Below are 25,157 nucleotides of genomic sequence, written 5' to 3'. Positions count from 1 at the left end.
AAAAACGCCAGGCGCCATCATGAAGACCCATTGTTGCGCGCGACGCACCGGCACGTGTGCTTTCGCGACGCTCCTATTCACCCTCCTGGCCAGCGGCATCGTCTTTACACCGCTGGCCATGGCCCAAGCCCCGGTCCGCTGCGCTCAGGTGACGTCAGGTTCGGGTGGGGCGACGATCGTGGACAAGTCATTTGGTCCCATCCCCATACCGAACAGGTTAGTGACCCCAGGCAGCGTTCCTTTTCTGACACCCAGCATGTCGGTGGCGTCGGAATGGACACCAACGATTGGCGTGATGTGTTTCGGGTCCAACACCACGCCGAAGCAGCAGGTACGCCTGCACGTCCGACCGAGTCAGGAATTCATTGATGAATTGAAGGCCCGAAACCTCGACGTCCGCGTGCAGAGCTGGTTCGAAGGGCAATCCGATGAAATCGTGGTGATGCGAGACAGGGTGAGTGCCGCAGTCGGGCGTACGGTGCCACTTCAAAACATCTATTCCGTTCAGTGGAACTACTTTGCCGACCAACCCAGGTACCCTTTCAAATCCGGTGAAACCGCCCCCACGGTCGCTCCCTCCATGGTCATTCGGCTGGACTACATGGTGGCGGACGTCAGCCGACCGGTCGATGGCACCATTCCATCCGGAAAGGGCCTGTCGATCAAGATTCTGGCGACGGGTCACGAGAGCACAGCGCTGGAAATCAGGCCTTTTGAAGGCAACACCAACATCCGTGTGGGAACATGCCCGGCACCTGCCATACGGGTCGACCGGCCTGGAAGCGGAACGTCTGCGCACGTCGACTTTGGCTACGTCTCCCTCGACGACCTGACCATGCAGGGAGAAGCCGCACGCGCCGAGACTTTCTCGGTGGAATTCATTCCGTCTTCCCTGATGTCCGGCGATTGCGCCCGCCTCGCAAATCGTTCAGTGCCGTCGCTGCGGTTTACGTCGGCCGGCTTCTACCGCAACGGCATGTTCGAAGGGGATCCGAACGATGCGGCCTACCCCGGGAACCGGGTCGTCGCAGTGCAGTTGAGCAACGGTGCGCAAGCCGTGCAGGGAGCCAACTTTGGCGATCCAAGTACCCGGGGATATCTCACGTTCGAAGAAAGAACGCCACGACGCTTTACCGCCACGCTGAAACGCAAGCCGGGCGCGACAAATCAGCCGGGCCGGTTCCTTATCCCGGTCACGCTGGAAGCGTTTTATTACTGAACTGATGCGGGGCGGTGCCTGCCCCGTCAGATCAAGCCGCTTTCGTAGGCGTAGCGGATCAGTTCGGCACTGGACCGCACGTTCAGTTTCTTCATGGCGGTGTGCTTCTGCGACGACACGGTGCTGACGGACCGCGACAGGCGGTCCGAGATGGCCAGCAGTCCATGGCCGGCGGCGAACAGGCGCACCACTTCCATTTCCTTGGCCGTCAGTTCCGCCACCTTGGCTGACGGCGTTGCGCCGGCGTCATCCAGCAGGTGGCGCACGGTGGGCGAGCAATAGGCGCTGGGCAGTGTCTGCACATGGCGGCAAGCACGAAGCAGTTCGTCCATGCCGTCTTCCTTGCTGACAATGGCGCGCACGGATTCCTTCAATGCGCAGGCAAGGACGCCCGGGTGGGCCTGCGCCGTCAAGAGCACGATGTGCGCCGCAGCGGCTTGCCGCCGCACGCGTTTGAGCAAGGCCAGTCCGTCGATCGACCTGTCGTGACGACTCATGCTGAAGTCCATGACGATCATCTCGGAAGGCTGCTGCGCCAGCTTGTCGAGCAGGTCCTGGCCCGACAGGCATTCGTGCACAATGGTGTAGTCCTGCGCGCCGCGCAAGGCGCCGCTGACGGCTTGCAGGACCAAGGGGTGATCGTCAGCGATGGCGACGGTGGGTTTCATGTTGCGGGTCCAAAAGCATCGGGTGTGGCGGTTGTGGATGGCGGTCTGTCCTGGGACACATCGGCCAGCATGTCCTGCAGCGATGCGCATTGCGGTATCCACTTCACGAGCAACTGCGCCGCAGTCGCCTTGCGCATCGGCTTGAGGGCGTGTTCGTTCATGCCGGCTTCCAGCATGCGGGCGACCCTTTCGGCCGACGCGAATCCGGTCACCGCAATGATGGGCACCAGGCCGCCGGCACCGTCCAGCGCGCGAATGTGGCGGGTGGCTTCGACACCGTCCATTTCGGCCATGTCCACATCCATCATCACCAGGTCGAAGCGGCGTTCGCTGCAGTAGCGGACGGCGTCCAGGCCATGTTCGGCCAGGGTCACCTGGCAGCCCAGGCTTTCAAGCATCTTGCCCAGCACCAGCAGGTTCATCGGCATGTCATCGACGACCAGCACGGACACGTCCTGGCGCCCGAGCGGGGTGCCCGGGCGATCGTGATGGACCGCGCAGGTGTCGGTTTGCACGGCGGCCAGCGGCAAGGACATGCTGAAAGCGGCGCCTTGTCCAGGCTCGCTATGCACGGTAATCGTCCCTTGCATGAGACCCACCAAGGACGAGGAGATACTGAGTCCGAGGCCCCACCCTTTTACCCCAGGGCGCGAGCCAGGCCCGGTCACCTCGGTGACTCGTGAAAAGCGTTCGAACAGGGTCCGTTGCTGCGCCAGCGAGATTCCCGGACCATCGTCGATAACCGCCAGATCCAGCCACCCCCGGCCATCGGTGCGCCGGTAGCTGGCTCGTACAACGACGGTGCCGCGCATCATGACCTTGATCGCATTGCTGACCAGATTGACGATGATCTGGCGGACACGGCCGGCGTCGCCTGCCAGGCGCAACGGCACGGAATCATCGATGTCGCTGACCACGGAAATCGGCCGGCGGCGGATGGCGGCCGACGTCGACACGATCGACAGCCTGACCACTTCGCGCAGATCGAACGGCTGGACGGACAGCGGCACACGCCCTGCATTCAGGCGGGCGACGTCGAGCAGGTCACTGAGCAGCGTGAGCAGCATGCCGCTGGCGTCTCGCGCATTGGTCAGCAGCGTGTGCTGTTCCCGCTCGGACAATGTCGATTCAAGCGCGATGTCGAAATAGCCCACCACGCCCGACACGGCATTGCGAATTTCGTGGTTCAGGTTTTCCACGAAGGTGGCTTCGGCCTGCCGCGCCGCTTCGGCTTCTTTGCGCAGCGCATCCAGCGTGCGGTTGCGGCTGACCAATTCCTGGAAGTTGATCCAGTTCACACGCAGCATGATCAGGACGCTCCCGTTCATGAACAGGATCGCCCAGGCAAGCGTGCCGCCATCTTCGTGGCGCGCCATAAACGAGAAGTAGCAGCTCAGAAGGATCATGGGCCCGGCATAGACGGCGAACGCCCTGGGCACGGCCTGCAGCACGCCCGCCGCGCCCGCGCAGGTAAAGCAGGCGCAACCCATCAAGAAGCGCGTCCGCTCGAAATCGGCGCCGGGCAGGTAGATGATCATCAGCAACGCCCAGTACATGCCCAGGCAGAAGGCATTGATCGTCACCCGGTTCAGCACATGGTCGGTCCACCCGTCTGCGTCGGGATCGCCAGCACTCCCGAGCCAGAGGCGAGTGGGCATGATCTGCAGCAGCAGCATGAACAACGGAATGGGCGTGAGCTCGGCCCACGTGTAGTTCCCGTGCAGCACTGCGGCGGTGATGGTGCAGGCGCCCGTGTTGCCGATCCCGCTGATCGGCAATTGACGAAACACGTTCTGGGCCTGAGCAAGCTTCGACTCGTGCGGCATCAGGTCAACCACTCATCAGAGGTGACCCCGTCCTGCGGCACGACGTCCTTCGACAACACACTTTGCGGCACCCACTTTGCCAGCAGTTGCGCCGCGGTGGCCTTGCGCATGGGCTTGAGAGCGTGTTCGTTCATGCCGGCCGCCAGCATGCGGGCCACCTGTTCCGATGACGCAAAGCCGGTCACGGCAATGATGGGCACCAGCGCGCCTGCCCCGTCCAGCTTGCGGATATGACGGGTGGCTTCCATGCCGTTCATTTCCGCCATGTCCACGTCCATGAGCACCAGGTCGAAACGCTGCTCGCTGCAATAGCGCACGGCGTCCAGCCCGTGTTCCGCGCGCACCACCCGGCACCCCAGGCTTTCGAGCATCTTGCCCAGCACCAGCAGGTTCATCGGCATGTCGTCGACGATCAGCACGGACACATCCTGTCGGCCCAAGGTCGTGATGTGGGCATCGCGCAGGGCCGCGTCCACCGGAATCTCGGCGGGTGCGAGGGGTAAAGACAGGCTGAACGCCGCGCCGTGTCCGAGGGCGCTGCGTACCGTGATCGTTCCTTTCATGAGGCCGACCAGCGACGCCGAGATATTGAGGCCCAGTCCCCAGCCCGTGGTGCCGGCGCGCGATCCCGGACCGGCCAGTTCTGTGAGACGCGAAAATCGTTCGAACATTGCCTGCTGTTGCGCTAGAGGGATGCCGGGCCCGTCATCGATCACCGACAGGTCCAGGCATCCGCCGCCTTCGGTCAGCCGGTAGGACGCCTGGACGACCACGGTGCCCCGCGTCATGACCTTGATCGCATTGCTGACCAGGTTGACGATGATCTGGCGGACCCGTCCGCCGTCCCCCGCCAGGCGCAGCGGCACGGATTCATCGATCGCGCTGACGACCGAGATCGGGCGCCGGCGGATCGCTGCCGAGGTCGACACGATCGACAGCCGGACCACCTCGCGCAGGTCGAACGGCTGGATGGAAAGCGGCACCCGTCCCGCATTGAGCCGCGCCACATCCAGCAGGTCGCTGAGCAGCGTCAGCAACATGCTGCTGGCATCCCGCGCGTTGCTCATGAGCGTGCGCTGTTCGGCGTCGGACAGATTCGATTCGAGGGCAATGTCGAAGTAGCCGACGACGCCGGATACCGCGTTCCGGATCTCATGATTGAGGTTTTCAACGAACTTGGCTTCGGCCTGGCGCGCGGATTCGGCTTCTTTCCTGAGTGCATCCAGCGTGCGATTGCGGCTGACGAGTTCCTGGAAATTGAGCCAGTTGATGCGCAACATCCACAGCGCGCTCGAGTTCATGAGCACGACGACCATAGCAAGCGCGGCCTGCCCGGTGCCTTGCGCCGTGAAGGAAAAATAGCAGCTCAGAAAGATGAGGGGGCCTGCGTAAGCAGCGAACGCGCGCGGAATGGCTTGCAACACGCCGGCTGCCCCCGCACACAGAAAGCAGGCGCACACCATCAGGAACCGCACTTTTTCGAAATCGGTCGCCGGCAGGTACACGATCATCGCCGTGCCCCAGAACAGGCCCAGACACACCGAATCTTTCATGACCTGCTTGAGGACGATATCCGCCCATTGCGGATCGTCGTGCTCGTGCCGTCGACCCAGCAGCAGGCGCACAGGCGTGACTTGCAACACCATCATCGTGATCGGGAGCGGCGCAAGCTGCATCCACGTAAAGGTGCCGTACAAGACGATCACGGTAACGATGCAGGCGCCCAGGTTGCCGACGATACCCAGGGGTATCTGGCGAAACGCGTTCTGGGCTTGAGCGAGTTTGGACTCGTGCGGCATGGGTGTCGGAGCTTGGGAACCATGCAGGAAGCCGCCCAGTATAGGCAGCGGAACCTGATGGTTTGCCGGCCGATCGCCCGACGTGCGTAGAACTCCGGACCGGACTTCCGGCTATTGCAAAAACAGTTCCGCCACCACCTTTCGCAGCCACTGATTGGCCGGATCTTGATGGCTGCGTTCATGCCAGAACTGCTTGACCTCGAAACGCGGCACGTCGATCGGCAGCGGCAGCGTTTTCAAGCCGGGCATCGGCTTCATGTAGGCCATGACATAACTCGGCACGATGGCCAGCAGGTCGGTCTGCTGCACGATGCTGGGCACGACCATGAAGTGCGGCACGCGCAGGGCAATGCGGCGCTTCATGTTCTTGCTGGCCAGGTAGCGTTCGATCAGCGAGGTGGTGGAATGTTGTGCGCTGGCGTGGCTGTAGCGCGAGCCGGCCGGCTCGATCAACACGTGCGATTCGGCGGCGAATTGCTTCAGCGTCAGGCGCTTGCCAACGCGCGGGTGATCGGCGCGCGCCAGGCACACGTACGAGTCGTCGAACAGCCGCTGCTGGTAGAAGCCCGCCTGCAGGCTGGGCAGGAAACCCATGGCCAGGTCGGCGTTGCCGGCGATGAAGGCGTCGCGGTAGGACTCGCGGGGCAGTTGCAGTACGCGCAGGTTGGCGCCGGGGGCGATCTGCGACAGCCGCACGATCAGCTGGGGCAGGTAGACCAGTTCGCCAATGTCGCTGAGCAGCAGCTGGAAGGTGCGATCCGTGGTGGCGGGGTCGAAGTGGGTGACTCGGTTCAGGCCGGCCTGCATCAGCGCCAGCCCTTCGCGGATGGGCGTGTCGATCTGCAGTGCGTACGGCGTGGGTTCCATGCCGCCCGGCAAGCGGACGAACAGCGGGTCGCCCGTCAGTTTGCGCAGCCGGGTCAGTGCGTGGCTCATGGACGATTGCGACAGCCCCAGACGCAGCCCGGCACGGGTCACGTTGCGGTCCTGCATCAAGGCCTGGAAGGCGGTCAGCAGGTTCAGGTCCATATCGGTCACATCGATTTTGGTCATAGTGTGTATGAAGCGCTTCGATTGTTGAGCGTGCTCAGCGAATGGTACCTTGCGGAAAAATACAGCGCGACCGGAACACCGGTCGACCGCGCAAGGCCACCGAGGAGACACGATGCAATCAGGCCGATCCCCCATGCGATCCGCCATGGGCCGCAGTGACGCGACCACCATTACGGTGCAGGGACTGGACCTGTGTTCCGAAGTGCTGGGAACGCTGAACCTGGGCGATTTCGCCTTTCTGGAAATCACGGGCAAGCGGCCGGATGCGCACCAGTCCATCGTGTTCAACGCCATGCTGGCAACGCTGGTGGAACATGGCATGACGCCGATGGTGATGGCCGCGCGGCTGACCTACCTGGGCGCGCCGGAGTCGCTGCAGGCGGCGGTGGCTGCGGGGCTGTGCGGCATCGGCAGCACGTTTGCCGGCACCGCGGAAGGCGCGGCCAGGTTGCTGCAGGCGGCGTATGGAACCCCGGGTGGGCTGGCAGGCGGGCGGGTTGGTGGGGAGCCTGTCAGCCCCGCTCCTGGCGCGCCGGCCGACGGGGTCGACGCGGCCGACCAAGGGGTGATTCCCGGCAATGACGCCGCGGCTTCTGGTAACGCTACCCACGTCCTGGCCGCGCGCATCGTTTCCGAGCACCGCGCCGCGCGCCGCCCCATTCCCGGCCTGGGCCACAACCTGCACAAACCCGTGGACCCGCGCACCACGCGCCTGTTCGACCTGGCCAGGGAACATGGTCTGCATGGGCGTTATGTCGACTTGATGATCGCGATCTCGGCCGAGGCGGAACGTGCCGCGAACAAGCCGGGCCAGTTGCCTGTGAACGCGACGGGTGCGCTGGGCGCCTTGTGCTGCGAGCTGGCGATTCCGTGGCAGCTGTGCCGGGGGCTGGCGGTGATCGGTCGATCGATCGGTATCGTCGGCCATCTGGCCGAGGAGCTGCGCAATCCCATTGCGCGGACACTGTGGGAACGCACCGAGGCCGAGACCTCGGGCGTCGACGAGGCACCCGGAGGAGACCAACCATGAACCCCCTGTTCACCCAACGGCGGCGCGTGCTGCGCGCGGCCGCGATCGGACCGCTGTCCCGCATGGCGACCTTTGTGGCGCCGCTGTCGCTGACGCTGGCAACGCAGCCCGCATCGGCTGCCGAGACGTCCGCGGAAAGTGCGGCCGGAAACGCTGCGAGCACGGCCGGCAAGCCCGCCGACAAAACCTCCTGGCCCACGCGCCCGGTCCGCGTCATCGTCCCCTTCGCCCCCGCCGGCACCGTCGACATGCTGGCCCGGTATGTCGGCAACCAGATGCAGAAGCAGACCGGCCAGGCCTTCGTGATCGAAAACCGCCCCGGGGCGGGCGGCAATGTCGGCACAGAGCAGGCCGTACAGGCACCCGCCGATGGCTACACGCTGTTGGTCAGCGGCCTGCCGACGCATATTTTCAATCCTTTCCTGTACGCCAGGCTGCCGTTCGACCCGATGCGGGACCTGACGCACATTGCCATGCTGGCGTCGGCGCCGAACCTGCTGATTGTCAACCCGGCACTCGACATAAAGACGGTAGGCGAGCTGGTCGAGCGGGCACGCGCGCAGCCCGGCAAGATCAGCTTTTCATCCGCCGGCAATGGCACCAGCGGCCACTTGGCGGGCGAGCTGTTGCGGGGACAGGCCGGTGTTGCCGTCCAGCACGTGCCCTACAAGGGGCAGTCGGATGCGATCTCGGCCGTGGTGCGCGGTGACGTGGCGTTCGCGTTCGTGACGATTCCGGGCACGTTGGCGCTGGTCAACGACGGCCGCCTGCGCGCGATTGCCGTGACGAGCAAGACGCGCAGCAAGCTGGTGCCTGACGTGCCCACCGTGGCGCAAGCCGGCTACCCGGATTTCGAGGTGCTGGCCTGGTATTCGATGGCCGCGCCTGCCCGCACAACGCCCCAGGTGATCGACACCCTGGCCGCCACCATGACGCGCATTCTGGGCACCGACGAATCACGCGACTGGCTGGCTGCGCAAGGCCTGGAACCGAACGTGTTGACCAAGGATGCCTTCCTGGCCTACATGCGTGCCGAGACCGCCAAGTGGGGCCCGATCATCCGTGCCTCGGGCGCGGTCGCGAACTGAGCGGCCGCCATGCGTATTGTCGACCACACCATCTACCGCTACCGCCTGCCTTACGCGCGCGCCGTCAAATGGTCGGACATTGTCGAAGATGGCGCCGACTTTCTGCTGCTGCGCCTGACAGCGGATACCGGAAATGAAGGCGTCGCCGAAACCGTCCTGAAGCCGACCTGGAATGGCGCAAGCGCCAGCACGATGACCGCGGCACTGGAAGACGTGCTGCTGCCTTGGTTGAAGGACCAGGATGTGTCCGACCCGGCTGGAGTTGCGGCACGGCTGGCCATGATCCCCGGGCAGCAGGCGGCCTGCACGCTGCTGGACAACGCGTTGTGGGACTTGCGTGCCGCCTCGGCTCGCACACCGTTATGGCACTACCTGGGCGGGCGCGACACGGTGGACCTGTCATGGGTGCTAACGCGTCAGGCGCCGTCGCTGATGGTGCAAGAAGCAGAAGACGTCATCGCCCGCCATGGGTTCCGTGCCGTGAAGATCAAAGGCGGCCAGGGTCTCGACGTGGACGTACAGGCGGTGCGGGAGATTCGCAAAGCAGTGGGCGACGACGTGGCGCTGTATGTCGATGCGAACGGCGCCTATCCGTTGCACGCGGCGCAATCGTATGTGGACGCCATGACGGATGCGGGCGCAGCCCTGGTCGAAGACCCGAGCCCCTTGCATCCCGATGCGGCGTTTGAATCCCTGCAGGCGTCGCTGGCGTCCCCCGTCCTGGTCGACTTTGGCAATACCTGTCTGCGGGACACGGCCTTGTTCCTTGAACGCGGCGCGCGTGCGATTAGCCTGAAACCCGGGCGCTTTGGCCTGACGGCGACCCGGCAGATGGCCACCCTGGCCGCCGCGCACGACGCGTTGACGGTGGTCGGCATGTTCGGGGAAAGCGCGCTCGGCACCCTGACCGCACTCGCCCAGGCTGCGTGTCTGCCCGACAGCGCCCTGCCCGCCGAGACCACCTGGTACCTGGCCATGACGACGCAGATCGTGGACCTGCCCGCGGTCCGCGAGGGGCGCCTGCGCTTGCCGGCCGCCTGCGGGCTGGCGCAGCAGGTGGACTGGGACCGCCTGACTTCTTTGACACGATCTTAAGGACATACGCACCATGCAGCAGTTCGGGCTCAATGAAGACCAACGTCTGATCAGCGACGCCGTGCGTACGCTGGCCAAGGAAAAGTTTGCGCCGGGCGCGGCACAGGCCGACCGGAAGTACCGGCCCCCCGTCGAGAATCTGCAGGTGCTGGCCGAGCATGGCTACACCGGCCTGTTCCTGCCCGAAGCCTACGGCGGCGCCGGACTGGGCCTGATGGACACGGTGCTGGTCATCGAGCAACTGGCGCGGTCCTGCGCCAACACCGCCATCCTGTTTTCGTGCACGGATGGCGCCACGCCGCGTGCCCTGCTCCACCTGGGCAGCGATGCACATAAAGACCGCTATCTGCACCGGATCGCCAAGGGCGAAGTGCTGACGGCATGGAGCATGTCGGAAGCCAACGCCGGATCGGACGTGGGCAACGTGCAGACGCGGGCCGTGCAAGACGGAGACTATCTGGTGCTGAACGGCAGCAAGCTGTGGTGCACGGCCGCGCAGGTGGCAGACCTGTTCCTGGTGCTGGTCAGGCTGACGCCGGCGCCCGGGCTGGCGGGCGTGGGCGCCGTGCTGATCGACAAAGACACGCCGGGTTTCACCGTGAGCAAGCACCTGGATCTGCTGGGCTTGCGCGGCACCGGCATGGCCGAACTCGTGTTCCAGGACTGCCGCATTCCGGCCAGCAATCTGCTGTTGCCCGCGGGTGGCATGCGTCAGTTGTTCCAGGTGCTGGATGCGGATCGTATCGCTGGCAATCCGCCCATCTGCCTGGGCGTAGCCGAAGCCGCACTGGAACACATCACGGCGCATCTGCAGGAGCGCACGCAGTTCGGCAAACCGCTGGCCGAACAGCAGGGCCTGCAGTGGAAGCTGGCCGACATGGCAATCGATGTGGAAGCCGCGCGGGCCCTGCTCTATCGCGCTGCTGCCCGCGTCGATGCCGGCGAACCCAGCATTGTCGACACATCCATCACCAAGACCTATGTGAACCAGATGGCGGTGCGCGTCACCAACGAAGCCATGCAACTGGCTGGCGCCTACGGGCTGTCGGAAGAGTATCCGTACGAACGCCATTTCCGTGACGTGCGAGGCATGTCCATCGGCTACGGCACCACTGAAATCCACCGCAGTTCGATCGCCCGCGAACTGCTCAAAGGCAACTACGCATTCTGAGGATGCCCATGACTTCCGTATCAGCCGCTGCTGCATCAACGTCCGATGTATCGACTTCTGCTGTCTCTACCGTGACCGTCCCTGCTGGCGACGGGCAAACGTTCCAGGCCTACGTCAGCCGCCCCGCGCACCCGAACGGCCGCGCCATTGTCATCCTGCAGGAAATCTTTGGCGTGACCCATGCCATCCGCGAGGTGGCCGACCAGTACGCGGACGAGGGCTATCTGGCCCTGGCCCCCGACCTGTTCTGGCGCATTCGCCCGGGCATCGAACTGTCGCATTCGAAAGAAGACATCGCGCTGGCCTTCGACGCCTTGAAGCAGTTCGACGAGTCCCTGGCGGTGCAGGATATTGCGCTCGTGGTCGAGCATGTTCGTGACGAGCTTGGCGCCGATGCCCCGGTGGCCGTGCTGGGCATGTGTCTGGGTGGCAAGCTGGCCTATCTGTGCGCGGCGCGGATCGACGTCGATGCCGCCGTGTCGTTCTACGGTGTGGGCATCGAAAAGAATCTGGACGAAGCGGACAAGGTGTCCTGCCCCCTGCTTCTGCATATCGGTGCCAGAGACAACTATATCGACGCGATGGCGCGCGAGCAGATCGCCCACACGCTGGCCACGCGGCCCGGTGTCGACCTGCACGTGTACGAGCAGGCCGGCCATGGCTTCTACACGCGCGAAGCCTCAACGTCGCGCGAGACGGCGCATGCCCGCACCACGGCCTTCCTGGACGCCAGCCTGGGCAGCAGGCCATGAGCGGGGTGCAGACCTTTGACACGCTGGAGGTGGGCATGACGTGGCAGTGCGCGGCCCGCACGCTGACGGAAGCGGAATTGGCATGGTCCTGCATGAGCAGTGGCGACTGGCACCCCATCCATGCCGATGCCGCGTTTGCGGCCACGACGGCCGCCGGCCAGCGCATGTTCCAGGGCAGCTACGGCATCCACCTGGCGCTGGGCATGGCGACGCACCTGCCCGAACTGGGCGACTCGGTCATTGCTGCGCTGGGACTGAACGACTGGACCTTCCGTTCACCGCTGTTCGTCAATGACACGGTGCATGCTGAAGTCGAACTGACCGGCAAGCGCGAGACGCGTGACGGCGCGCGGGCCGTGATCGACCGCCGTGTGCGCCTCGTGAAGTCGACCGGCGACATCGCGCAGGAAGGAAAGATCTCTACGCTTATCCACCGACGGAGCGCTGCGACATGAATATGGGAGACGTGTTCATCCGGAACGCACAGTGTTTTGGCGATCATCCGGCCGTGCGCTTCGAAGGGCGAACCACGACCCATCGCGAGCTGTTCGGCCGTATCCGCCAAGTATTGAGCGCGCTCGAAAAGCGGGGGCTGAAGCGCCAGGATCGTATCGCGGTGCTGTCGCGCAACTGCGTCGAGTATCTGGAGATCTATGGCGCGGCGGCGGTGGGTGGACTGATAGGTGTCGGTATCAACTATCGCTTATCGCTGCCGGAACAGACTGTGATCCTGCAGGACGCGGACCCGGCGGTCGTCTTCTTTGAAGACTGCTATGCCGATCGCGTGGAAGCCCTGCGCGCCAGTCTGGATCCGTCGGTCATCTACGTGTGCATCAGTGGGCCCGATGGTGCAACGTTGGGGCACGCAAAGGCGTCTCGAAAGGGGCCGGACATGTCGGGAACAGGGATTTCACAGCCCGACACCTCGCCGTCCGAGACGGTTTGGTCCGAGACTTCCTGGTTCATGACCTACCCAGCGCTGCTGGCAGCGGGTGCCGACGAGTCCACCACCCTACGCGCTCGCGACGACGACACCTTCCTGTTGATCTACACCAGCGGCACCACGGGTCTGCCCAAGGGCGTGATGCTGGGCAGCGCCGGGCAGTTGGAGCAGACACGCTCACAAGCCATCTCGCATCTGGCCAGCCAGACGGACCGCATGCTGATCGTGATGCCCTTCTATCACATTGGCGGCCCGACCGAACTCTTTACTTACCTGATCACGGGCAGCACGATCGTGCTGCATCGGACCTTCGATGCGGTGCAGATCCTGGACAGCATTGCCGCCGAACGGTTGACCGTGGCACATCTGGCGCCCACCATGATCCAGATGCTGCTGGATGCGCTGACGCTCCATACGTGTGATCTGTCCTCGCTGCACACCATCGTCTACGCCTCAGCGCCGATGTCGGTCGCGCTGTCGCGGCGCGCGCGCGCGGCCTTCGGGCCGATCTTCATGCAGATCTACGGCATGACTGAAGTCGGCCTGGGCAGCGTGCTGCAGAAACATCAGCATGTGCTGGATGGCCCGGCCGATCAGGTCAAACGCCTGGCTTCTGCCGGACAGCCCTACTTCGATACCGACATGCGCATCGTGCGCGACGACTTCACCGAATGCGACGTGGGCGAAGTCGGCGACATCTGGGTACGTTCTCCCGCCTTGATGCAAGGGTACTGGCGGCGGCCCGACGCGACCGCGGCCGCGTTCCACGACGGCTTCCTGAAAACGGGCGACATGGGCTACTGGGACGATGACCACTTCCTCTTCATCGTGGACCGGCGCAAGGACATGATCGTGTCGGGCGGCGAAAACATCTATTCGCGTGAAGTGGAAGAAGCCCTGCTCATGCATCCGGCCGTGGCCGAGGCCGCCGTGATCGGCGTGCCCGATGCGCAATGGGGCGAATCCGTCATGGCAGTGGTGGTCTTGCGGCCCGGCGCCGAGCTGACCTTTGACGACGCCGTCACGCATTGCCGGTTACTGATCGCCAGCTACAAGAAGCCGAAGATCCTGCAGATCGTGGAGACCATGCCGCGGGTGGCGAGCACCAACAAGATCGACAAGAAAACCCTGCGCGAGCCGTATTGGCGCGACCAGAACCGACAGATCGCCTGAAGGCGACGACACTCGAGGAGACATCCATGCGTATTCCGCTTCGCGGCCTGGCGGCTGCTGCCCTATTCCCTGCCGCCCTGCTCCCTGCCCTGCTTGCCTTGCCCGCGCACGCCCAGACTGCTCAGTCGGCACAGACCCCTGCCCCCGCCTCGGCTTGGCCGGCCAAGCCGGTCCGCGTCATCGTCCCGTTTACCGCGGGGGGACTGACGGATGTGTTGATGCGCGGCATTGGCCAGGAACTGGGCCAGCAATGGGGCCAGGCAGTCATTGTCGAAAACCGGCCAGGGGCCAACACCATCATCGGCGCGGAGGCTGCCGCCAAGGCCGCGCCCGATGGCTACACGCTGCTGATGGCCAACGACCCTACCCTGTCCGCCAACCAGCAGCTGTACAAGAAGTTGCCGTATGACCCGGTCAACGACTTTGTACCGGTCATCAATCTGGTGGCGACCGAGGGCCTGCTGGTAGTGCGGGAAGACTTTCCGGGCAAGTCCGCGCAAGACCTGATCGAGCAGGCCAAGGCCCGGCCGGGCCAGGTCACCTATGGCACCTTTGGCCTGGGGAGCAAAGCGCACCTGGACGCGGAAGCGCTGGCCCGCGCGACCGGCGTCAAGTTCAACCACATTCCGTACAAGGGCGTGACCGAGGTCATGGCCGCGCTGTCGGGCGGGCAGATCGACTTCACGATTGCCGGTCCGCCCTCGGCCATTCCACTCGTCAAGGGCGGCAAGATCCGGGCGCTGGCCGTGGCCGCGACCCAGCGCCACCCGCTGTTCCCCGACGTGCCCACCTTTGCCGAGTCGGGCATTGCAGGCATGACGTCCAGTTCCTGGTTCGGGCTGGTCGCACCACGCGGAACGCCCGCGCCCATCGTCTCTAAAGTGGCGGCTGACATCTCACGCATCATCCGCCGTCCGGAGTTTCAGCAGCGCTACATTACGGGCGTGGGACTGACCGTGCTGGACATGGACCCGACCGCGTACGCGACGTTTCTGGACGGTGACCGCCGCAGGTATGCGGACCAGATCAAGGCGGCCGGCGTGTCGCTGGATTGATCACCAAAAAAAAAAGGCCTGCCCGGTTTCCCAGGCAGGCCTTTCTTGGTGATGCCTTCCGCGAATGGCAAGGCATCGGCTTCTTCATCGACATGGACCGACGCAGAACGCCGGCCCCTTCGGACTTAGAAGTTCAGCGCGCGCTTGTCGACCGCCAGAGCGGCTTCCTTGACGGCTTCGGACAGCGAAGGATGCGCATGGCAGATCCGGGCGATGTCTTCAGACGCAGCGCGGAATTCCATCGCAACCACGCACTCCGAAATCAGCTCGGAAGCTTGCGGGCCCACGATGTGCACGCCGAGGATTTCGTCGGTCGTGGCATCGGCCAGGATCTTCACCAGACCGGTCGTGTCACCCAACGCACGGGCGCGGCCGTTGGCCAGGAACGGGAAGGTACCAGCCTTGTAGGCACGGCCTTCGTTCTTGAGCGACTGTTCGGTCTGACCCACCCACGAGATTTCCGGGTTGGTGTAGATGACCCAAGGCACGGTGTTGAAGTTGACGTGACCGTGCTGGCCGGCGATACGCTCGGCCACGGCAACGCCTTCTTCTTCGGCCTTGTGCGCCAGCATCGGGCCGCGGACCACGTCACCGATTGCCCAGACGTTGGGCAGGCCGGTCTTGCAGTCGGCGTCGACTTCGACAAAGCCGCGCTCGTCCAGCTTCAGGCCCACGCCTTCGGCATTCAGGCCGGCGGTGTGTGGCACGCGGCCGATCGACACGATCAGCTTGTCCACCATCAGGGTTTGCGCAGCGCCGGCAGCGTCGGTGTAGTTGACCGTGATGGTGTCGCCCGACTGGATTTCGCCAATCTTCACGCCCATCGTGATCTTCAGACCTTGCTTGGTCAGCGCCTTGAAGGCTTCCTTGGCAACCTGTTCGTCGGCAGCGCCGAGGAAGGTTGGCATGGCTTCAAGAATGGTGACATCCGCACCCAGGCGGCGCCACACGCTGCCCATTTCCAGACCGATCACGCCCGCACCGATCACGCCCAGACGCTTTGGCACGTCGGGGATCGTCAGTGCGCCTTCGTTGGACAGGATCTGCTTTTCGTCGAAGGGCATGCCCGGGAAGGCGCGCGGGCTGGAGCCCGTTGCGACCACCACGTGCTTGCCGACCAGGTCTTCGGACGCATTGCCGGTGACCTTAATGGCCCAGCCGCCTTCGACCTGACCGGCAAATGCTGCCGTGCCATGGAAGAAGGTGACCTTGTTCTTCTTGAACAGGTACAGGATGCCGTCGTTGTTCTGCTTGACGACATTGTCCTTGCGACCCAGCAGCTTGGCCAGATCCAGACCCAGGCCTTCCACCTTGATGCCGTGATCGGCAAAGTGGTGACCGGCCTGTTCATAGTGCTCGGACGATTGCAGCAGCGCCTTGGACGGGATGCAGCCGACGTTGGTGCAGGTGCCGCCAGGAGCAGGACCGCCCTTGGCGTTGGACCATGCGTCGATACACGCGACCGACATGCCCAGCTGGGCTGCGCGGATCGCGGCGATGTAGCCGCCAGGGCCCGCGCCGATGACGACGACGTCGAATTGTTTAGCCATTATTCCGTGACTCCTCAGATGTCCAGCAGCAGACGCTGCGGATCTTCCAGGGCGTCCTTGATCGCGACCAGGGCCAGGACGGCTTCACGGCCGTCAATGATGCGGTGGTCATACGACAGGGCAAAGTAGTTCATCGGGCGGATGACGATCTGGCCCTTTTCGACCACGGCGCGTTCCTTGGTGGCGTGCACGCCCAGGATGGCCGATTGCGGCGGGTTGATGATCGGGGTCGACAGCATCGAACCGAACGTACCACCGTTCGAGATCGAGAACGTGCCACCGGTCAGGTCGTCCATGCCCAGCTTGCCGTCCTTGGCCTTCTGGCCGAATTCGGCGATCTTCTTTTCGATCTCGGCCAGGCTCAGCTGGTCGGCGTTGCGCAGGATCGGCACGACCAGGCCGCGCGGGCTGCCCACGGCGATACCGATGTCGAAGTAGCCGTGGTAGACGATGTCCTTGCCGTCGACCGACGCGTTGACGACCGGGTAGCGCTTCAGTGCGGCAACCACGGCCTTCACGAAGAACGACATGAAGCCCAGCTTGACGCCGTGATCCTTCTCGAACTTCTCTTTGTACTTGTTGCGCAAGTCGATGACGGCTTGCATGTTGATTTCGTTGAACGTGGTCAGAATCGCGTTTTCGGATTGCGATTGCAGCAGACGTTCGGCAACGCGGGCACGCAGACGGCTCATTGGCACGCGCTGTTCCGGACGGCCATTGACCAGCGTCGTGGCGTCGGCAACCGGAGCCTTCGGCGCGGCAGGCGCGGCCGGGGCAGCGGCAGGCGCCGAGGCGTTCAGGGCGTCGCCCTTGGTGATGCGGCCACCACGGCCCGAACCGTCGACCGATTCAGGCGCGATGCCCTTTTCGGCCAGCAGCTTGGCAGCGGCAGGCGATGGGATCGACCCGGCAGGTGCCGACGACGCAGCAGGTGCGGCGGCCGGTGCGGCAGCGGCAGCGGCAGGCGCGGCGGCAGCGGCTGCAGGAGCCGGTGCGGCAGCAGCCGGGGCGGCGCCAGCGGCGGCAGCGGTGTCGATCTTGGCCAGCAGTTCGCCCGAAGCGACGGTGCTGCCGTCAGCTTTCAGGATTTCGGTCAGCACGCCGGCCGACGGAGCCGGCACTTCGAGCACGACCTTGTCGGTTTCGATTTCGATCAGGATCTCGTCGACGGCAACGGCTTCGCCTGGCTTCTTCTTCCAGTTGAGCAGGGTGCCTTCGGACACGGATTCGGAGAATTGGGGGACTACAACGTCATGAACAGCCATTTCAGTATCTTCCGCAAAAATTATTCTGGTTTGCAATCAGGGCGAGGGGTGCCTGCGGGACTCGCACTTGGGCGAGCCCCGGTCATTCCTTACTTCGTGAGGAACACCCCTTTCATCTTGCCGAACGCCTGGTCCAGCAAAGCCTTGAGCTGCTCCTGGTGCTTGGCGTAGTAACCCACTGCCGGCGATGCCGATGCGGCACGGCCTGCGTAACCGAGCTTCTGACCGGTGGTCATGTTCTCGTACAGATGATGCTGTACGTAGAACCACGGACCCTGGTTTTGCGGCTCGTCCTGGCACCAGATGACGTCGGTCAGGCCGGGATACTTCTTCATTTCGGCAGCGACCATCTTGTGCGGGAACGGATACAGCTGTTCGACACGGGCGATCGCCACGTCGGTGGCGGCGCGTTCGGTGCGCGAGGCCATCAGGTCATAGTAGACCTTGCCCGAGCACAGCACGAGGCGCTTGACCTTCGAGGCGTCGAGCGTCTCGTCGGTTTCACCGATCAGGGTCTGGAAGCCACCCGACGTCAGGTCGGACAGCGGCGACGAGGCAGCCTTGTTACGCAGCAGCGCCTTCGGCGTCATGATGATCAGCGGCTTGCGGAACTGGCGGATCATCTGGCGACGCAGCACATGGAAGATCTGCGCTGCCGTGGTCGGCTGCACGACTTGCATGTTGTTGTCGGCGCAAAGCTGCAGGAAGCGTTCGATACGGCCCGACGAGTGTTCAGGACCCTGGCCTTCGTAGCCATGCGGCAGCATCAGCACGAGACCCGACTGACGGCCCCACTTGGCTTCGCCGGAGCTGATGAACTGGTCGATTACGACCTGGGCGCCGTTGGCGAAGTCGCCGAACTGGCCTTCCCAGCATACGAGCGTGTTCGGCTCGGCAGCAGAGTAGCCATATTCGAAGCCCATCACGGCTTCTTCGGACAGCAGCGAGTCGATCACGCGGAACGGAGCCTGCGCTTCGGACACGTTCTGCAGCGGCACGTAGACGCCTGCGTCCCAGCGCTCGCGCTTCTGGTCATGCAGGACAGCGTGGCGGTGCGTGAAGGTGCCGCGGCCCGAATCCTGACCGGTCAGACGCACCGGGTAACCCGATGACACCAGGCTGGCGAACGCCAGATGCTCGCCCATGCCCCAGTCGAGGTTCAGTTCGCCGCGCGCCATGGCGCGACGATCGTTCAGGACCTTTTCGACGATCGGATGGACCTTGAAGTCTTCCGGCACGGTCGTGATGCGTTCGCCCAGGCGCTTGAGTTCAGCCAGCGGCATGGCGGTGTCGCCCACGTCGGTCCACTTGCGGTTCAGGAACGGCGACCAGTCGACGGCGTACTTGTTCTTGTAGTTGGTCAGGACGGGGTCGACCGTGTGGCGGCCTTCGTCCATGGCGGCGCGGAAGTTCTTGACGAACTCGTCGCCCTCGCCTTCGGTCAGCACGCCTTGCGTGACCAGCTTGTCGGCGTACAGCTTGCGCGTGCCAGGATGCTGGCCGATGCGCTTGTACATCAGCGGCTGCGTCAGGGCAGGCGTATCTTGTTCGTTGTGACCCAGCTTGCGGAAGCAGACGATGTCGACCACGACGTCCTTGCCGAATTCGGCGCGGAAGTCCATGGCCATCTGCGTGGCGAACACGACGGCTTCAGGATCGTCGCCGTTCACATGGAACACGGGCGCTTCGATCATCTTGACGACGTCGGTGCAATACAGGGTCGAACGGGTGTCGCGGGGGTCGGACGTGGTGAAACCGATCTGGTTGTTGATGACCAGGTGCACCGTGCCGCCCGTGCCGTAGCCGCGGGTTTGCGCCAGGTTCAGCGTTTCCATCACGACGCCCTGGCCGATGAAGGCCGCGTCGCCGTGCACCAGCACCGGCAGCACTTCCTTGCCACCTTCCATGCCGCGGCGTTCCTGGCGGGCGCGGGCGCTGCCTTCGACGACGGGGTTGACGATTTCAAGGTGCGACGGGTTGAACGCGAGCGACAGGTGGACCGGGCCACCGCGCGTGGTGACGTCGCTCGAGAAGCCCTTGTGGTACTTCACGTCGCCGGCAGCCAGGCTGTCGTCGTTGTGCTTGCCTTCGAATTCGGCAAACAGGTCCTTGGGCATCTTGCCCAGGGTGTTCACCAGGACGTTCAGGCGGCCGCGGTGGGCCATGCCGATCACGATTTCCTGGATGCCGCGCGTGCCGGCATGCTGAATCAGTTCGTCCATCGACGCGATGAAGCTTTCGCCCCCTTCGAGGGAGAAACGCTTCTGGCCGACGTATTTGGTGTGGAGATAGCGCTCCAGGCCTTCGGCGGCGGTCAGGCGATCCAGGATGTGTTTCTTCTGGTCGACCGTGAACGACGGCGTGGCCTGGGTGCTTTCCAGGCGTTGCTGGATCCAGCGCTTGATGACCGGATCGGTGATGTGCATGAATTCGACACCGATGCTGCGGCAATACGTGTCGCGCAGCGCCTTCACGATCTGGCGGAGCGTCATGTGCTCGGCGGTCGTGAAGTAGGTGTTGGTGGCCGAGTAGACCTTGTCCATGTCCGCTTCGGTCAACCCGTAGAAGCTGGGCTCCAGTTCGGGAATGGCCGGACGTTCGGTGCGCTGCAGCGGGTCGAGATCGGCCCAGCGTGCACCCAGGAAACGGTACGCGGCAATGATCGATTGGACATGAACCTGCTTGGACGCGACGGCGAGGTCGGTGTCGGCAGCGCGCGGCAGAAAGCCATTGCTTCGAGCGCGTTGGGCAAACGATTCGACGACGGGGGCGTGAGCCTGATCGCGGGTCGATTCGTTACCGTCGACTGCTGGCATGTGCTGCAGCTGGTCGAAATACGTACGCCAGTTATCGGGGACCGATCCTGGGTTGTCGAGGTAGGCCTCGTAGAGCTCTTCTACGTAAGGCGCATTACCCCCAAACAGATACGAGGTACTGGATTCTTGTAGGCTGGACATGATGTGCGCTTCACCTTGCCGGGTGTTTCACCCGTTCGATGCAGGACGTACCTTCCGCGACACGGCTTTGCCGTTCAGCGGATAGCGAGTGCGGGCAGAAGGTGGTGGATGGGAAACCGTGGCCGTTCGCAACCCTAAGCAAGTCGCTCACGTGACGATTCTTTGTGGTCTTCGTAAACCGATCAAGAATAGCATTTAGTATTTGATACCGCACCTGCATACGCATCAAAAAACACCACTCTTGATAGAAAAAAAGGGTTGCCGAAGCAACCCTTTCAACTTACACCAAACTTACCGTGCGTTCAAATCCGCTACGTCACGAGCCGTTTCACCGGTGTACAACTGGCGAGGACGGCCGATCTTGTAGTCGGGATCCGAGATCATTTCGTTCCACTGGGCCACCCAGCCGACGGTGCGGGCCAGCGCGAAGATCGCGGTGAACAGCGAGGTCGGGATGCCGATGGCGCGCTGGACGATACCCGAGTAGAAGTCGACGTTCGGGTACAGCTTGCGCGACACGAAGTATTCGTCTTCCAGGGCGACCTTTTCCAGCGCCATGGCCAGCTTGAACAGCGGATCGTCTTGCAGACCGAGCGCTTCCAGGACTTCGCGGCAGGTCTCTTGCATGAGCTTGGCGCGGGGATCGTAGTTCTTGTAGACGCGGTGACCGAAGCCCATCAGCTTGACGCCCGACGACTTGTCCTTCACCTTGGCCACGAATTCCGGCAGCTTGTCGACGCCGCCCTGTGCCAGCAGCTCTTCGAGCATCTGCAGCGCGGCTTCGTTGGCGCCACCGTGCGCGGGGCCCCACAGGCACGCCACGCCGGCCGCGATCGCGGCGAACGGGTTGGTGCCCGACGAGCCGCACAGGCGGACGGTCGAGGTCGATGCGTTCTGCTCGTGTTCTGCGTGCAGGATGAAGATGCGGTCAAGCGCGCGCTCGACAACTTCGTTCACCACATACTCTTCGCAAGGATTGCCGAACATCATGCGCAGGAAGTTGGCCGTGTAGGACAGGTTGTTCTGCGGATAGATGAAAGGCTGGCCCACCGAATACTTGTACGCCATGGCGATCAGCGTCGGCATCTTGGCGATCAGACGGATCGACGAGATGTCGCGGTGTTCTTTCTTGGTGATGTCGAGCGAGTCGTGATAGAACGCCGACAGCGCGCCCACCAGACCGGTCAGCACCGCCATCGGGTGCGCGTCGCGGCGGAAGCCCTTCAGGAAGGTCTGCAGCTGCTCGTTCACCATGGTGTGATGGGTCACGAGGTGATCGAAGTCCGCCTTTTCCTTTTCGTCGGGCAGATCGCCCTTCATGATCAGGTGGCAGACTTCCAGGAAGTCGCACTTGACGGCCAATTGTTCGATCGGGTAGCCGCGATACAGCAGCTCGCCCTTGTCGCCGTCGATATAGGTAATGCTGGACGAGCACGAGGCGGTCGACATGAAACCGGGGTCAAACGTAAACATCCCGGTTTGTGCGTACAACTTGCGAATGTCGACGACGTCCGGACCCACCGTACCTTGATAAACCGGAAATTCGGCGCCCTGGCTCCCATCGGAGAAGGACAGGGTCGCTTTTTTATCGGATAGTTTCATCGGTAGTTCCTCGTCTTTGTCAGTGTTCAATTGTTCGGAAAGCTGCGGCTCAGACCTCGCGCAACCGCTTGATCAAGTCCAGCATGGCCGGCGTGGCCAGATCGCCTTCGGGCTCTTTTCGGCCCAGGAGGTAGTCCATCAACTCATTATCGGTTGCCTCGAGCAACTCGGTCAGCAGCGCGACGTCGACGTCGGTCAGCGTCTCTTCGTGGGCATCGAGGAACCGGGTAAGAATCAAATCATTTTCCAGCAGGCCGCGCCGGGCCCGCCAGCGCAGCCTTGCCCTGTCGTGCGGAGACAGTTGAATCGCCACGTCGTTACACCGCGCGCCGAACCAGCAGGTCCTTGATCTTGCCGATTGCCCGAGTCGGGTTCAGGCCCTTGGGACAGACGTCGACGCAGTTCATGATGGTGTGGCAGCGGAACAGACGGTACGGATCTTCCAGGTTGTCCAGACGTTCCCCGGTCGCTTCGTCGCGCGTGTCGGCCAGGAAACGGTAGGCCTGCAGCAGACCTGCCGGACCGACGAACTTGTCAGGATTCCACCAGAAGGACGGGCACGATGTCGAGCAGCACGCGCACAGGATGCACTCGTACAGGCCGTCCAGTTCTTCACGCGCTTCAGGCGACTGCAGGCGCTCCTTTTCAGGGGCCGGCGACGTGTTGATCAGGTAAGGCTTGACCGAGTGGTACTGGTTGAAGAAGTGCGTCATGTCCACGATCAGGTCGCGGATGACTGGCAGACCTGGAAGCGGCTTCAGCACGATAGGCTGCTTCAGTTCGCGCAGGTTGGTCGTGCAGGCCAGACCGTTCTTGCCATTGATGTTCATGGCGTCGGAACCGCACACGCCTTCGCGGCACGAACGGCGGAACGACAGGCTGTCATCGCCATCGTTCTTGATGCGCACCAGCGCATCCAGCAACATCTTGTCGGTCGGCTCGAGTTCGACTTCGAGCTTTTCCATGTAAGGACGCTCGTCCTTGTCCGGATCGTACCGGTAGATTTCAAACTTAACGATTCGCTTGGCACTCATGTGATGCTCCTGCTTGCTGCAGACCGGCGCCGGCTGTTGAGCCGGCCGCCGGGGGTGATACTGTCTGGTGAAGGCGGACCGGCCGCCCTCGTCGCTTTAGAACGTCCGGGCCTTGGGCGGGAAGCTTTCCACCGTCATCGGCTTCAGGTTGACCGGCTTGTAGTCCAGGCGGTTGCCTTCCGAATAGAACAGCGAGTGGCGCAGCCAATCCTGGTCGTTGCGTTCCGGGAAGTCGCGGTGCGCATGGGCGCCGCGGCTTTCGTTACGCGCAGCCGCCGACACGATGGTCGCCTTGGCCACTTCGATCAGGTTGTCCAGTTCCAGCGCTTCGACGCGTGCGGTGTTGAACACCTTCGAACGGTCTTTCAGGGCCACCGACTTGGCGCGTTCGGCCAGTTCGTTGATCTGGACGACGCCTTCGTCGAGCAATTCCTGCGTACGGAACACGCCGCAGTGATGCTGCATCGAGTTGCGGATGTCGTTGGCCACATGCTGGACACGTTCGCCCGTTGCACGGCCTTCGATCGCCGCCACGCGCGACAGCGTTGCGTCGGTGCCGTCGGCCGGCAGCGGCTTGTGGCTGCGGCTTTTCAGGTTCTGCGACACGATGTGGTTGCCCGACGCGCGGCCAAACACGACCAGGTCCAGCAGCGAGTTCGTGCCCAGGCGGTTCGCGCCGTGCACCGACACGCAGGCGCATTCGCCGATCGCGTACAGGCCGTTGACGATGGTGTTCGGGTTGCCGTCCTTCGGCACCACGACCTGGCCGAACACGTTCGTCGGGATACCGCCCATCTGGTAGTGGATGGTCGGGACCACGGGAATCGGTTCCTTGGTCGGGTCGACGTTCGCGAACTTGAGCGCGATTTCGGCGATCGACGGCAGACGCTTGTGGATCACGTCGGCGCCCAGGTGGTCGAGCTTGAGCAACACGTAGCTGCCGTCAGGACCCGCACCGCGGCCTTCCTTGATTTCCTGGTCCATGGAGCGCGACACGAAGTCACGCGGCGCCAGGTCTTTCAGGGTAGGCGCGTAACGTTCCATGAAACGTTCGCCGTCCTTGTTGAGCAGGATACCGCCCTCGCCCCGCACGCCTTCGGTGATCAGCACGCCCGCGCCGGCCACGCCGGTCGGGTGGAATTGCCAGAATTCCATGTCTTCGAGCGGCAGGCCCGCACGAGCCGCCATGCCCAGGCCGTCACCGGTGTTGATGAAGGCGTTGGTGGACGCAGCCCAGATCCGGCCGGCGCCGCCCGTGGCGAACACGGTCGTCTTGGCTTCAAAAATGTAGATCTCGCCCGTTTCCATTTCCAGCGCGGTGATACCGACCACGTCGCCTTCGGAGTCGCGGATCAGGTCCAGCGCCATCCATTCGACAAAGAACTGGGTGCGTGCGGCCACGTTGCGCTGATACAGCGTGTGGAGCAGCGCGTGGCCGGTACGGTCGGCCGCGGCACAGGCACGCTGCACGGGCTTTTCACCGAAGTTGGCGGTGTGGCCGCCGAACGGACGCTGATAGATGGTGCCGTCGGCGTTGCGGTCGAACGGCATGCCGAAGTGTTCGAGTTCGTACACGGCATTTGGCGCTTCGCGGCACATGAATTCGATCGCGTCCTGGTCGCCGAGCCAGTCGGAACCCTTGACGGTATCGAACATGTGCCAGAACCAGTTGTCTTCGCTCATGTTGCCGAGCGAGGCGCCGATACCGCCCTGGGCCGCCACGGTATGGGAGCGGGTGGGGAACACTTTGGAGAACACGGCCACGCTAAGGCCAGCCTGCGCCAGTTGCAGGGAGCAACGCATGCCGGACCCACCGGCTCCGACTACCACCACATCGAACTGGCGGCGCGGAAGGGTTGAATTGACAGCGACCACGA

20 protein-coding genes are annotated in these 25,157 nt (G+C 63.5%); 9 read left to right on the top strand and 11 right to left on the bottom strand.

Annotated features, from left to right (window positions below):
- Positions 1-19 precede the first annotated feature (19 nt).
- Positions 20-1,219: a hypothetical protein gene (locus tag HD883_RS01925; protein WP_179588083.1), complete on the top strand. Its 1,200-nt coding sequence runs from the start codon at positions 20-22 to the stop codon at positions 1,217-1,219.
- A gap of 26 nt (positions 1,220-1,245) precedes the next feature.
- Here HD883_RS01925 and HD883_RS01920 read toward each other — a convergent pair whose 3' ends face one another.
- The 4 genes from HD883_RS01920 to HD883_RS01905 form a co-directional block, all read right to left on the bottom strand.
- The gene (locus HD883_RS01920; RefSeq protein WP_179588084.1) at positions 1,246-1,887 is read right to left on the bottom strand and encodes a response regulator transcription factor; all 642 of its coding nucleotides are present in this window, start codon (positions 1,885-1,887) and stop codon (positions 1,246-1,248) included.
- Positions 1,884-3,713: an ATP-binding protein gene (locus HD883_RS01915; RefSeq protein WP_179588085.1), complete on the bottom strand. Its 1,830-nt coding sequence runs from the start codon at positions 3,711-3,713 to the stop codon at positions 1,884-1,886. The genes HD883_RS01920 and HD883_RS01915 overlap by 4 nt, the downstream gene beginning before the upstream one ends.
- Positions 3,713-5,512 carry a response regulator gene (locus HD883_RS01910; protein WP_179588086.1) on the bottom strand — a complete coding sequence of 600 codons (1,800 nt, stop codon included), beginning with the start codon at positions 5,510-5,512 and terminating at the stop codon, positions 3,713-3,715. Before HD883_RS01910 ends, HD883_RS01915 begins: the two co-directional genes overlap by 1 nt.
- 111 nt (positions 5,513-5,623) lie before the next feature.
- Entirely contained in the window at positions 5,624-6,565 is a 942-nt protein-coding gene (locus HD883_RS01905; RefSeq protein ID WP_179588087.1) for a LysR family transcriptional regulator, read from the bottom strand.
- Between the two features lie 112 nt (positions 6,566-6,677).
- Between HD883_RS01905 and HD883_RS01900 the strand changes: the two genes are divergently transcribed.
- The 8 genes from HD883_RS01900 to HD883_RS01865 are packed head-to-tail and all read left to right on the top strand — an operon-like array spanning position 6,678 to position 14,872.
- Positions 6,678-7,595 (top strand): citryl-CoA lyase, encoded by a 918-nt coding sequence (locus HD883_RS01900; RefSeq protein WP_179588088.1) that lies wholly within the window; start codon positions 6,678-6,680, stop codon positions 7,593-7,595.
- Positions 7,592-8,683 carry a Bug family tripartite tricarboxylate transporter substrate binding protein gene (locus HD883_RS01895; RefSeq protein ID WP_179588089.1) on the top strand — a complete coding sequence of 364 codons (1,092 nt, stop codon included), beginning with the start codon at positions 7,592-7,594 and terminating at the stop codon, positions 8,681-8,683. Before HD883_RS01900 ends, HD883_RS01895 begins: the two co-directional genes overlap by 4 nt.
- A gap of 9 nt (positions 8,684-8,692) precedes the next feature.
- Positions 8,693-9,778, top strand: a complete 1,086-nt coding sequence (locus HD883_RS01890) for a mandelate racemase/muconate lactonizing enzyme family protein (protein ID WP_179588090.1) — start codon at positions 8,693-8,695, stop codon at positions 9,776-9,778.
- A 13-nt stretch (positions 9,779-9,791) separates the two neighbouring features.
- Positions 9,792-10,949 carry an acyl-CoA dehydrogenase family protein gene (locus tag HD883_RS01885; RefSeq protein ID WP_179588091.1) on the top strand — a complete coding sequence of 386 codons (1,158 nt, stop codon included), beginning with the start codon at positions 9,792-9,794 and terminating at the stop codon, positions 10,947-10,949.
- Positions 10,950-10,957: 8 nt separating this feature from the next.
- Positions 10,958-11,701, top strand: a complete 744-nt coding sequence (locus HD883_RS01880; RefSeq protein WP_179588092.1) for a dienelactone hydrolase family protein — start codon at positions 10,958-10,960, stop codon at positions 11,699-11,701.
- The gene (locus tag HD883_RS01875; RefSeq protein WP_179588093.1) at positions 11,698-12,156 is read left to right on the top strand and encodes a MaoC/PaaZ C-terminal domain-containing protein; all 459 of its coding nucleotides are present in this window, start codon (positions 11,698-11,700) and stop codon (positions 12,154-12,156) included. The genes HD883_RS01880 and HD883_RS01875 overlap by 4 nt, the downstream gene beginning before the upstream one ends.
- Positions 12,153-13,817, top strand: a complete 1,665-nt coding sequence (locus tag HD883_RS01870) for a class I adenylate-forming enzyme family protein (RefSeq protein ID WP_179588094.1) — start codon at positions 12,153-12,155, stop codon at positions 13,815-13,817. Before HD883_RS01875 ends, HD883_RS01870 begins: the two co-directional genes overlap by 4 nt.
- Before the next feature lie 26 nt (positions 13,818-13,843).
- Positions 13,844-14,872 carry a Bug family tripartite tricarboxylate transporter substrate binding protein gene (locus HD883_RS01865; RefSeq protein ID WP_179588095.1) on the top strand — a complete coding sequence of 343 codons (1,029 nt, stop codon included), beginning with the start codon at positions 13,844-13,846 and terminating at the stop codon, positions 14,870-14,872.
- Between the two features lie 125 nt (positions 14,873-14,997).
- Here HD883_RS01865 and lpdA read toward each other — a convergent pair whose 3' ends face one another.
- The 7 genes from lpdA to sdhA all read right to left on the bottom strand — a co-directional run bounded on the left by lpdA (position 14,998) and on the right by sdhA (position 25,155).
- On the bottom strand, positions 14,998-16,422 hold the full coding sequence (lpdA, locus tag HD883_RS01860) for a dihydrolipoyl dehydrogenase (RefSeq protein WP_179588096.1): 1,425 nt from the start codon (positions 16,420-16,422) through the stop codon (positions 14,998-15,000).
- A gap of 14 nt (positions 16,423-16,436) precedes the next feature.
- Entirely contained in the window at positions 16,437-17,687 is a 1,251-nt protein-coding gene (gene odhB, locus HD883_RS01855; RefSeq protein WP_179588097.1) for a 2-oxoglutarate dehydrogenase complex dihydrolipoyllysine-residue succinyltransferase, read from the bottom strand.
- Positions 17,688-17,776: 89 nt separating this feature from the next.
- The gene (locus HD883_RS01850; protein ID WP_179588098.1) at positions 17,777-20,644 is read right to left on the bottom strand and encodes a 2-oxoglutarate dehydrogenase E1 component; all 2,868 of its coding nucleotides are present in this window, start codon (positions 20,642-20,644) and stop codon (positions 17,777-17,779) included.
- 291 nt (positions 20,645-20,935) lie between these two features.
- The gene (locus HD883_RS01845; protein WP_179588099.1) at positions 20,936-22,246 is read right to left on the bottom strand and encodes a citrate synthase; all 1,311 of its coding nucleotides are present in this window, start codon (positions 22,244-22,246) and stop codon (positions 20,936-20,938) included.
- 49 nt (positions 22,247-22,295) lie between these two features.
- Positions 22,296-22,559 carry an FAD assembly factor SdhE gene (locus HD883_RS01840; RefSeq protein ID WP_179588100.1) on the bottom strand — a complete coding sequence of 88 codons (264 nt, stop codon included), beginning with the start codon at positions 22,557-22,559 and terminating at the stop codon, positions 22,296-22,298.
- A 4-nt stretch (positions 22,560-22,563) separates the two neighbouring features.
- Entirely contained in the window at positions 22,564-23,280 is a 717-nt protein-coding gene (locus tag HD883_RS01835; protein ID WP_179588101.1) for a succinate dehydrogenase iron-sulfur subunit, read from the bottom strand.
- A 96-nt stretch (positions 23,281-23,376) separates the two neighbouring features.
- Positions 23,377-25,155, bottom strand: a complete 1,779-nt coding sequence (gene sdhA, locus HD883_RS01830) for a succinate dehydrogenase flavoprotein subunit (protein ID WP_179588102.1) — start codon at positions 25,153-25,155, stop codon at positions 23,377-23,379.
- Positions 25,156-25,157: the final 2 nt, after the last annotated feature.

Origin of the sequence: Pigmentiphaga litoralis, from assembly GCF_013408655.1 — a bacterium.
Classification (GTDB): domain Bacteria; phylum Pseudomonadota; class Gammaproteobacteria; order Burkholderiales; family Burkholderiaceae_B; genus Pigmentiphaga; species Pigmentiphaga litoralis_A.
Note: the sequence above shows the minus strand (reverse complement) of the source record. Positions and strands in the feature narration are given on the sequence as shown.

Coding starts and splice junctions, on each gene's coding strand:
- HD883_RS01905 (WP_179588087.1), bottom strand. CDS start 6,565: ATGACCAAAATCGATGTGACCGATATGGACCTGAACCTGCTGACCGCC.
- HD883_RS01845 (WP_179588099.1), bottom strand. CDS start 22,246: ATGAAACTATCCGATAAAAAAGCGACCCTGTCCTTCTCCGATGGGAGC.
- HD883_RS01870 (WP_179588094.1), top strand. CDS start 12,153: ATGAATATGGGAGACGTGTTCATCCGGAACGCACAGTGTTTTGGCGAT.
- HD883_RS01915 (WP_179588085.1), bottom strand. CDS start 3,713: ATGCCGCACGAGTCGAAGCTTGCTCAGGCCCAGAACGTGTTTCGTCAA.
- odhB (WP_179588097.1), bottom strand. CDS start 17,687: ATGGCTGTTCATGACGTTGTAGTCCCCCAATTCTCCGAATCCGTGTCC.
- HD883_RS01925 (WP_179588083.1), top strand. CDS start 20: ATGAAGACCCATTGTTGCGCGCGACGCACCGGCACGTGTGCTTTCGCG.
- HD883_RS01850 (WP_179588098.1), bottom strand. CDS start 20,644: ATGTCCAGCCTACAAGAATCCAGTACCTCGTATCTGTTTGGGGGTAAT.
- HD883_RS01890 (WP_179588090.1), top strand. CDS start 8,693: ATGCGTATTGTCGACCACACCATCTACCGCTACCGCCTGCCTTACGCG.
- HD883_RS01895 (WP_179588089.1), top strand. CDS start 7,592: ATGAACCCCCTGTTCACCCAACGGCGGCGCGTGCTGCGCGCGGCCGCG.
- HD883_RS01835 (WP_179588101.1), bottom strand. CDS start 23,280: ATGAGTGCCAAGCGAATCGTTAAGTTTGAAATCTACCGGTACGATCCG.
- HD883_RS01865 (WP_179588095.1), top strand. CDS start 13,844: ATGCGTATTCCGCTTCGCGGCCTGGCGGCTGCTGCCCTATTCCCTGCC.
- HD883_RS01875 (WP_179588093.1), top strand. CDS start 11,698: ATGAGCGGGGTGCAGACCTTTGACACGCTGGAGGTGGGCATGACGTGG.
- HD883_RS01920 (WP_179588084.1), bottom strand. CDS start 1,887: ATGAAACCCACCGTCGCCATCGCTGACGATCACCCCTTGGTCCTGCAA.
- HD883_RS01880 (WP_179588092.1), top strand. CDS start 10,958: ATGACTTCCGTATCAGCCGCTGCTGCATCAACGTCCGATGTATCGACT.
- HD883_RS01910 (WP_179588086.1), bottom strand. CDS start 5,512: ATGCCGCACGAGTCCAAACTCGCTCAAGCCCAGAACGCGTTTCGCCAG.
- HD883_RS01885 (WP_179588091.1), top strand. CDS start 9,792: ATGCAGCAGTTCGGGCTCAATGAAGACCAACGTCTGATCAGCGACGCC.
- HD883_RS01900 (WP_179588088.1), top strand. CDS start 6,678: ATGCAATCAGGCCGATCCCCCATGCGATCCGCCATGGGCCGCAGTGAC.
- lpdA (WP_179588096.1), bottom strand. CDS start 16,422: ATGGCTAAACAATTCGACGTCGTCGTCATCGGCGCGGGCCCTGGCGGC.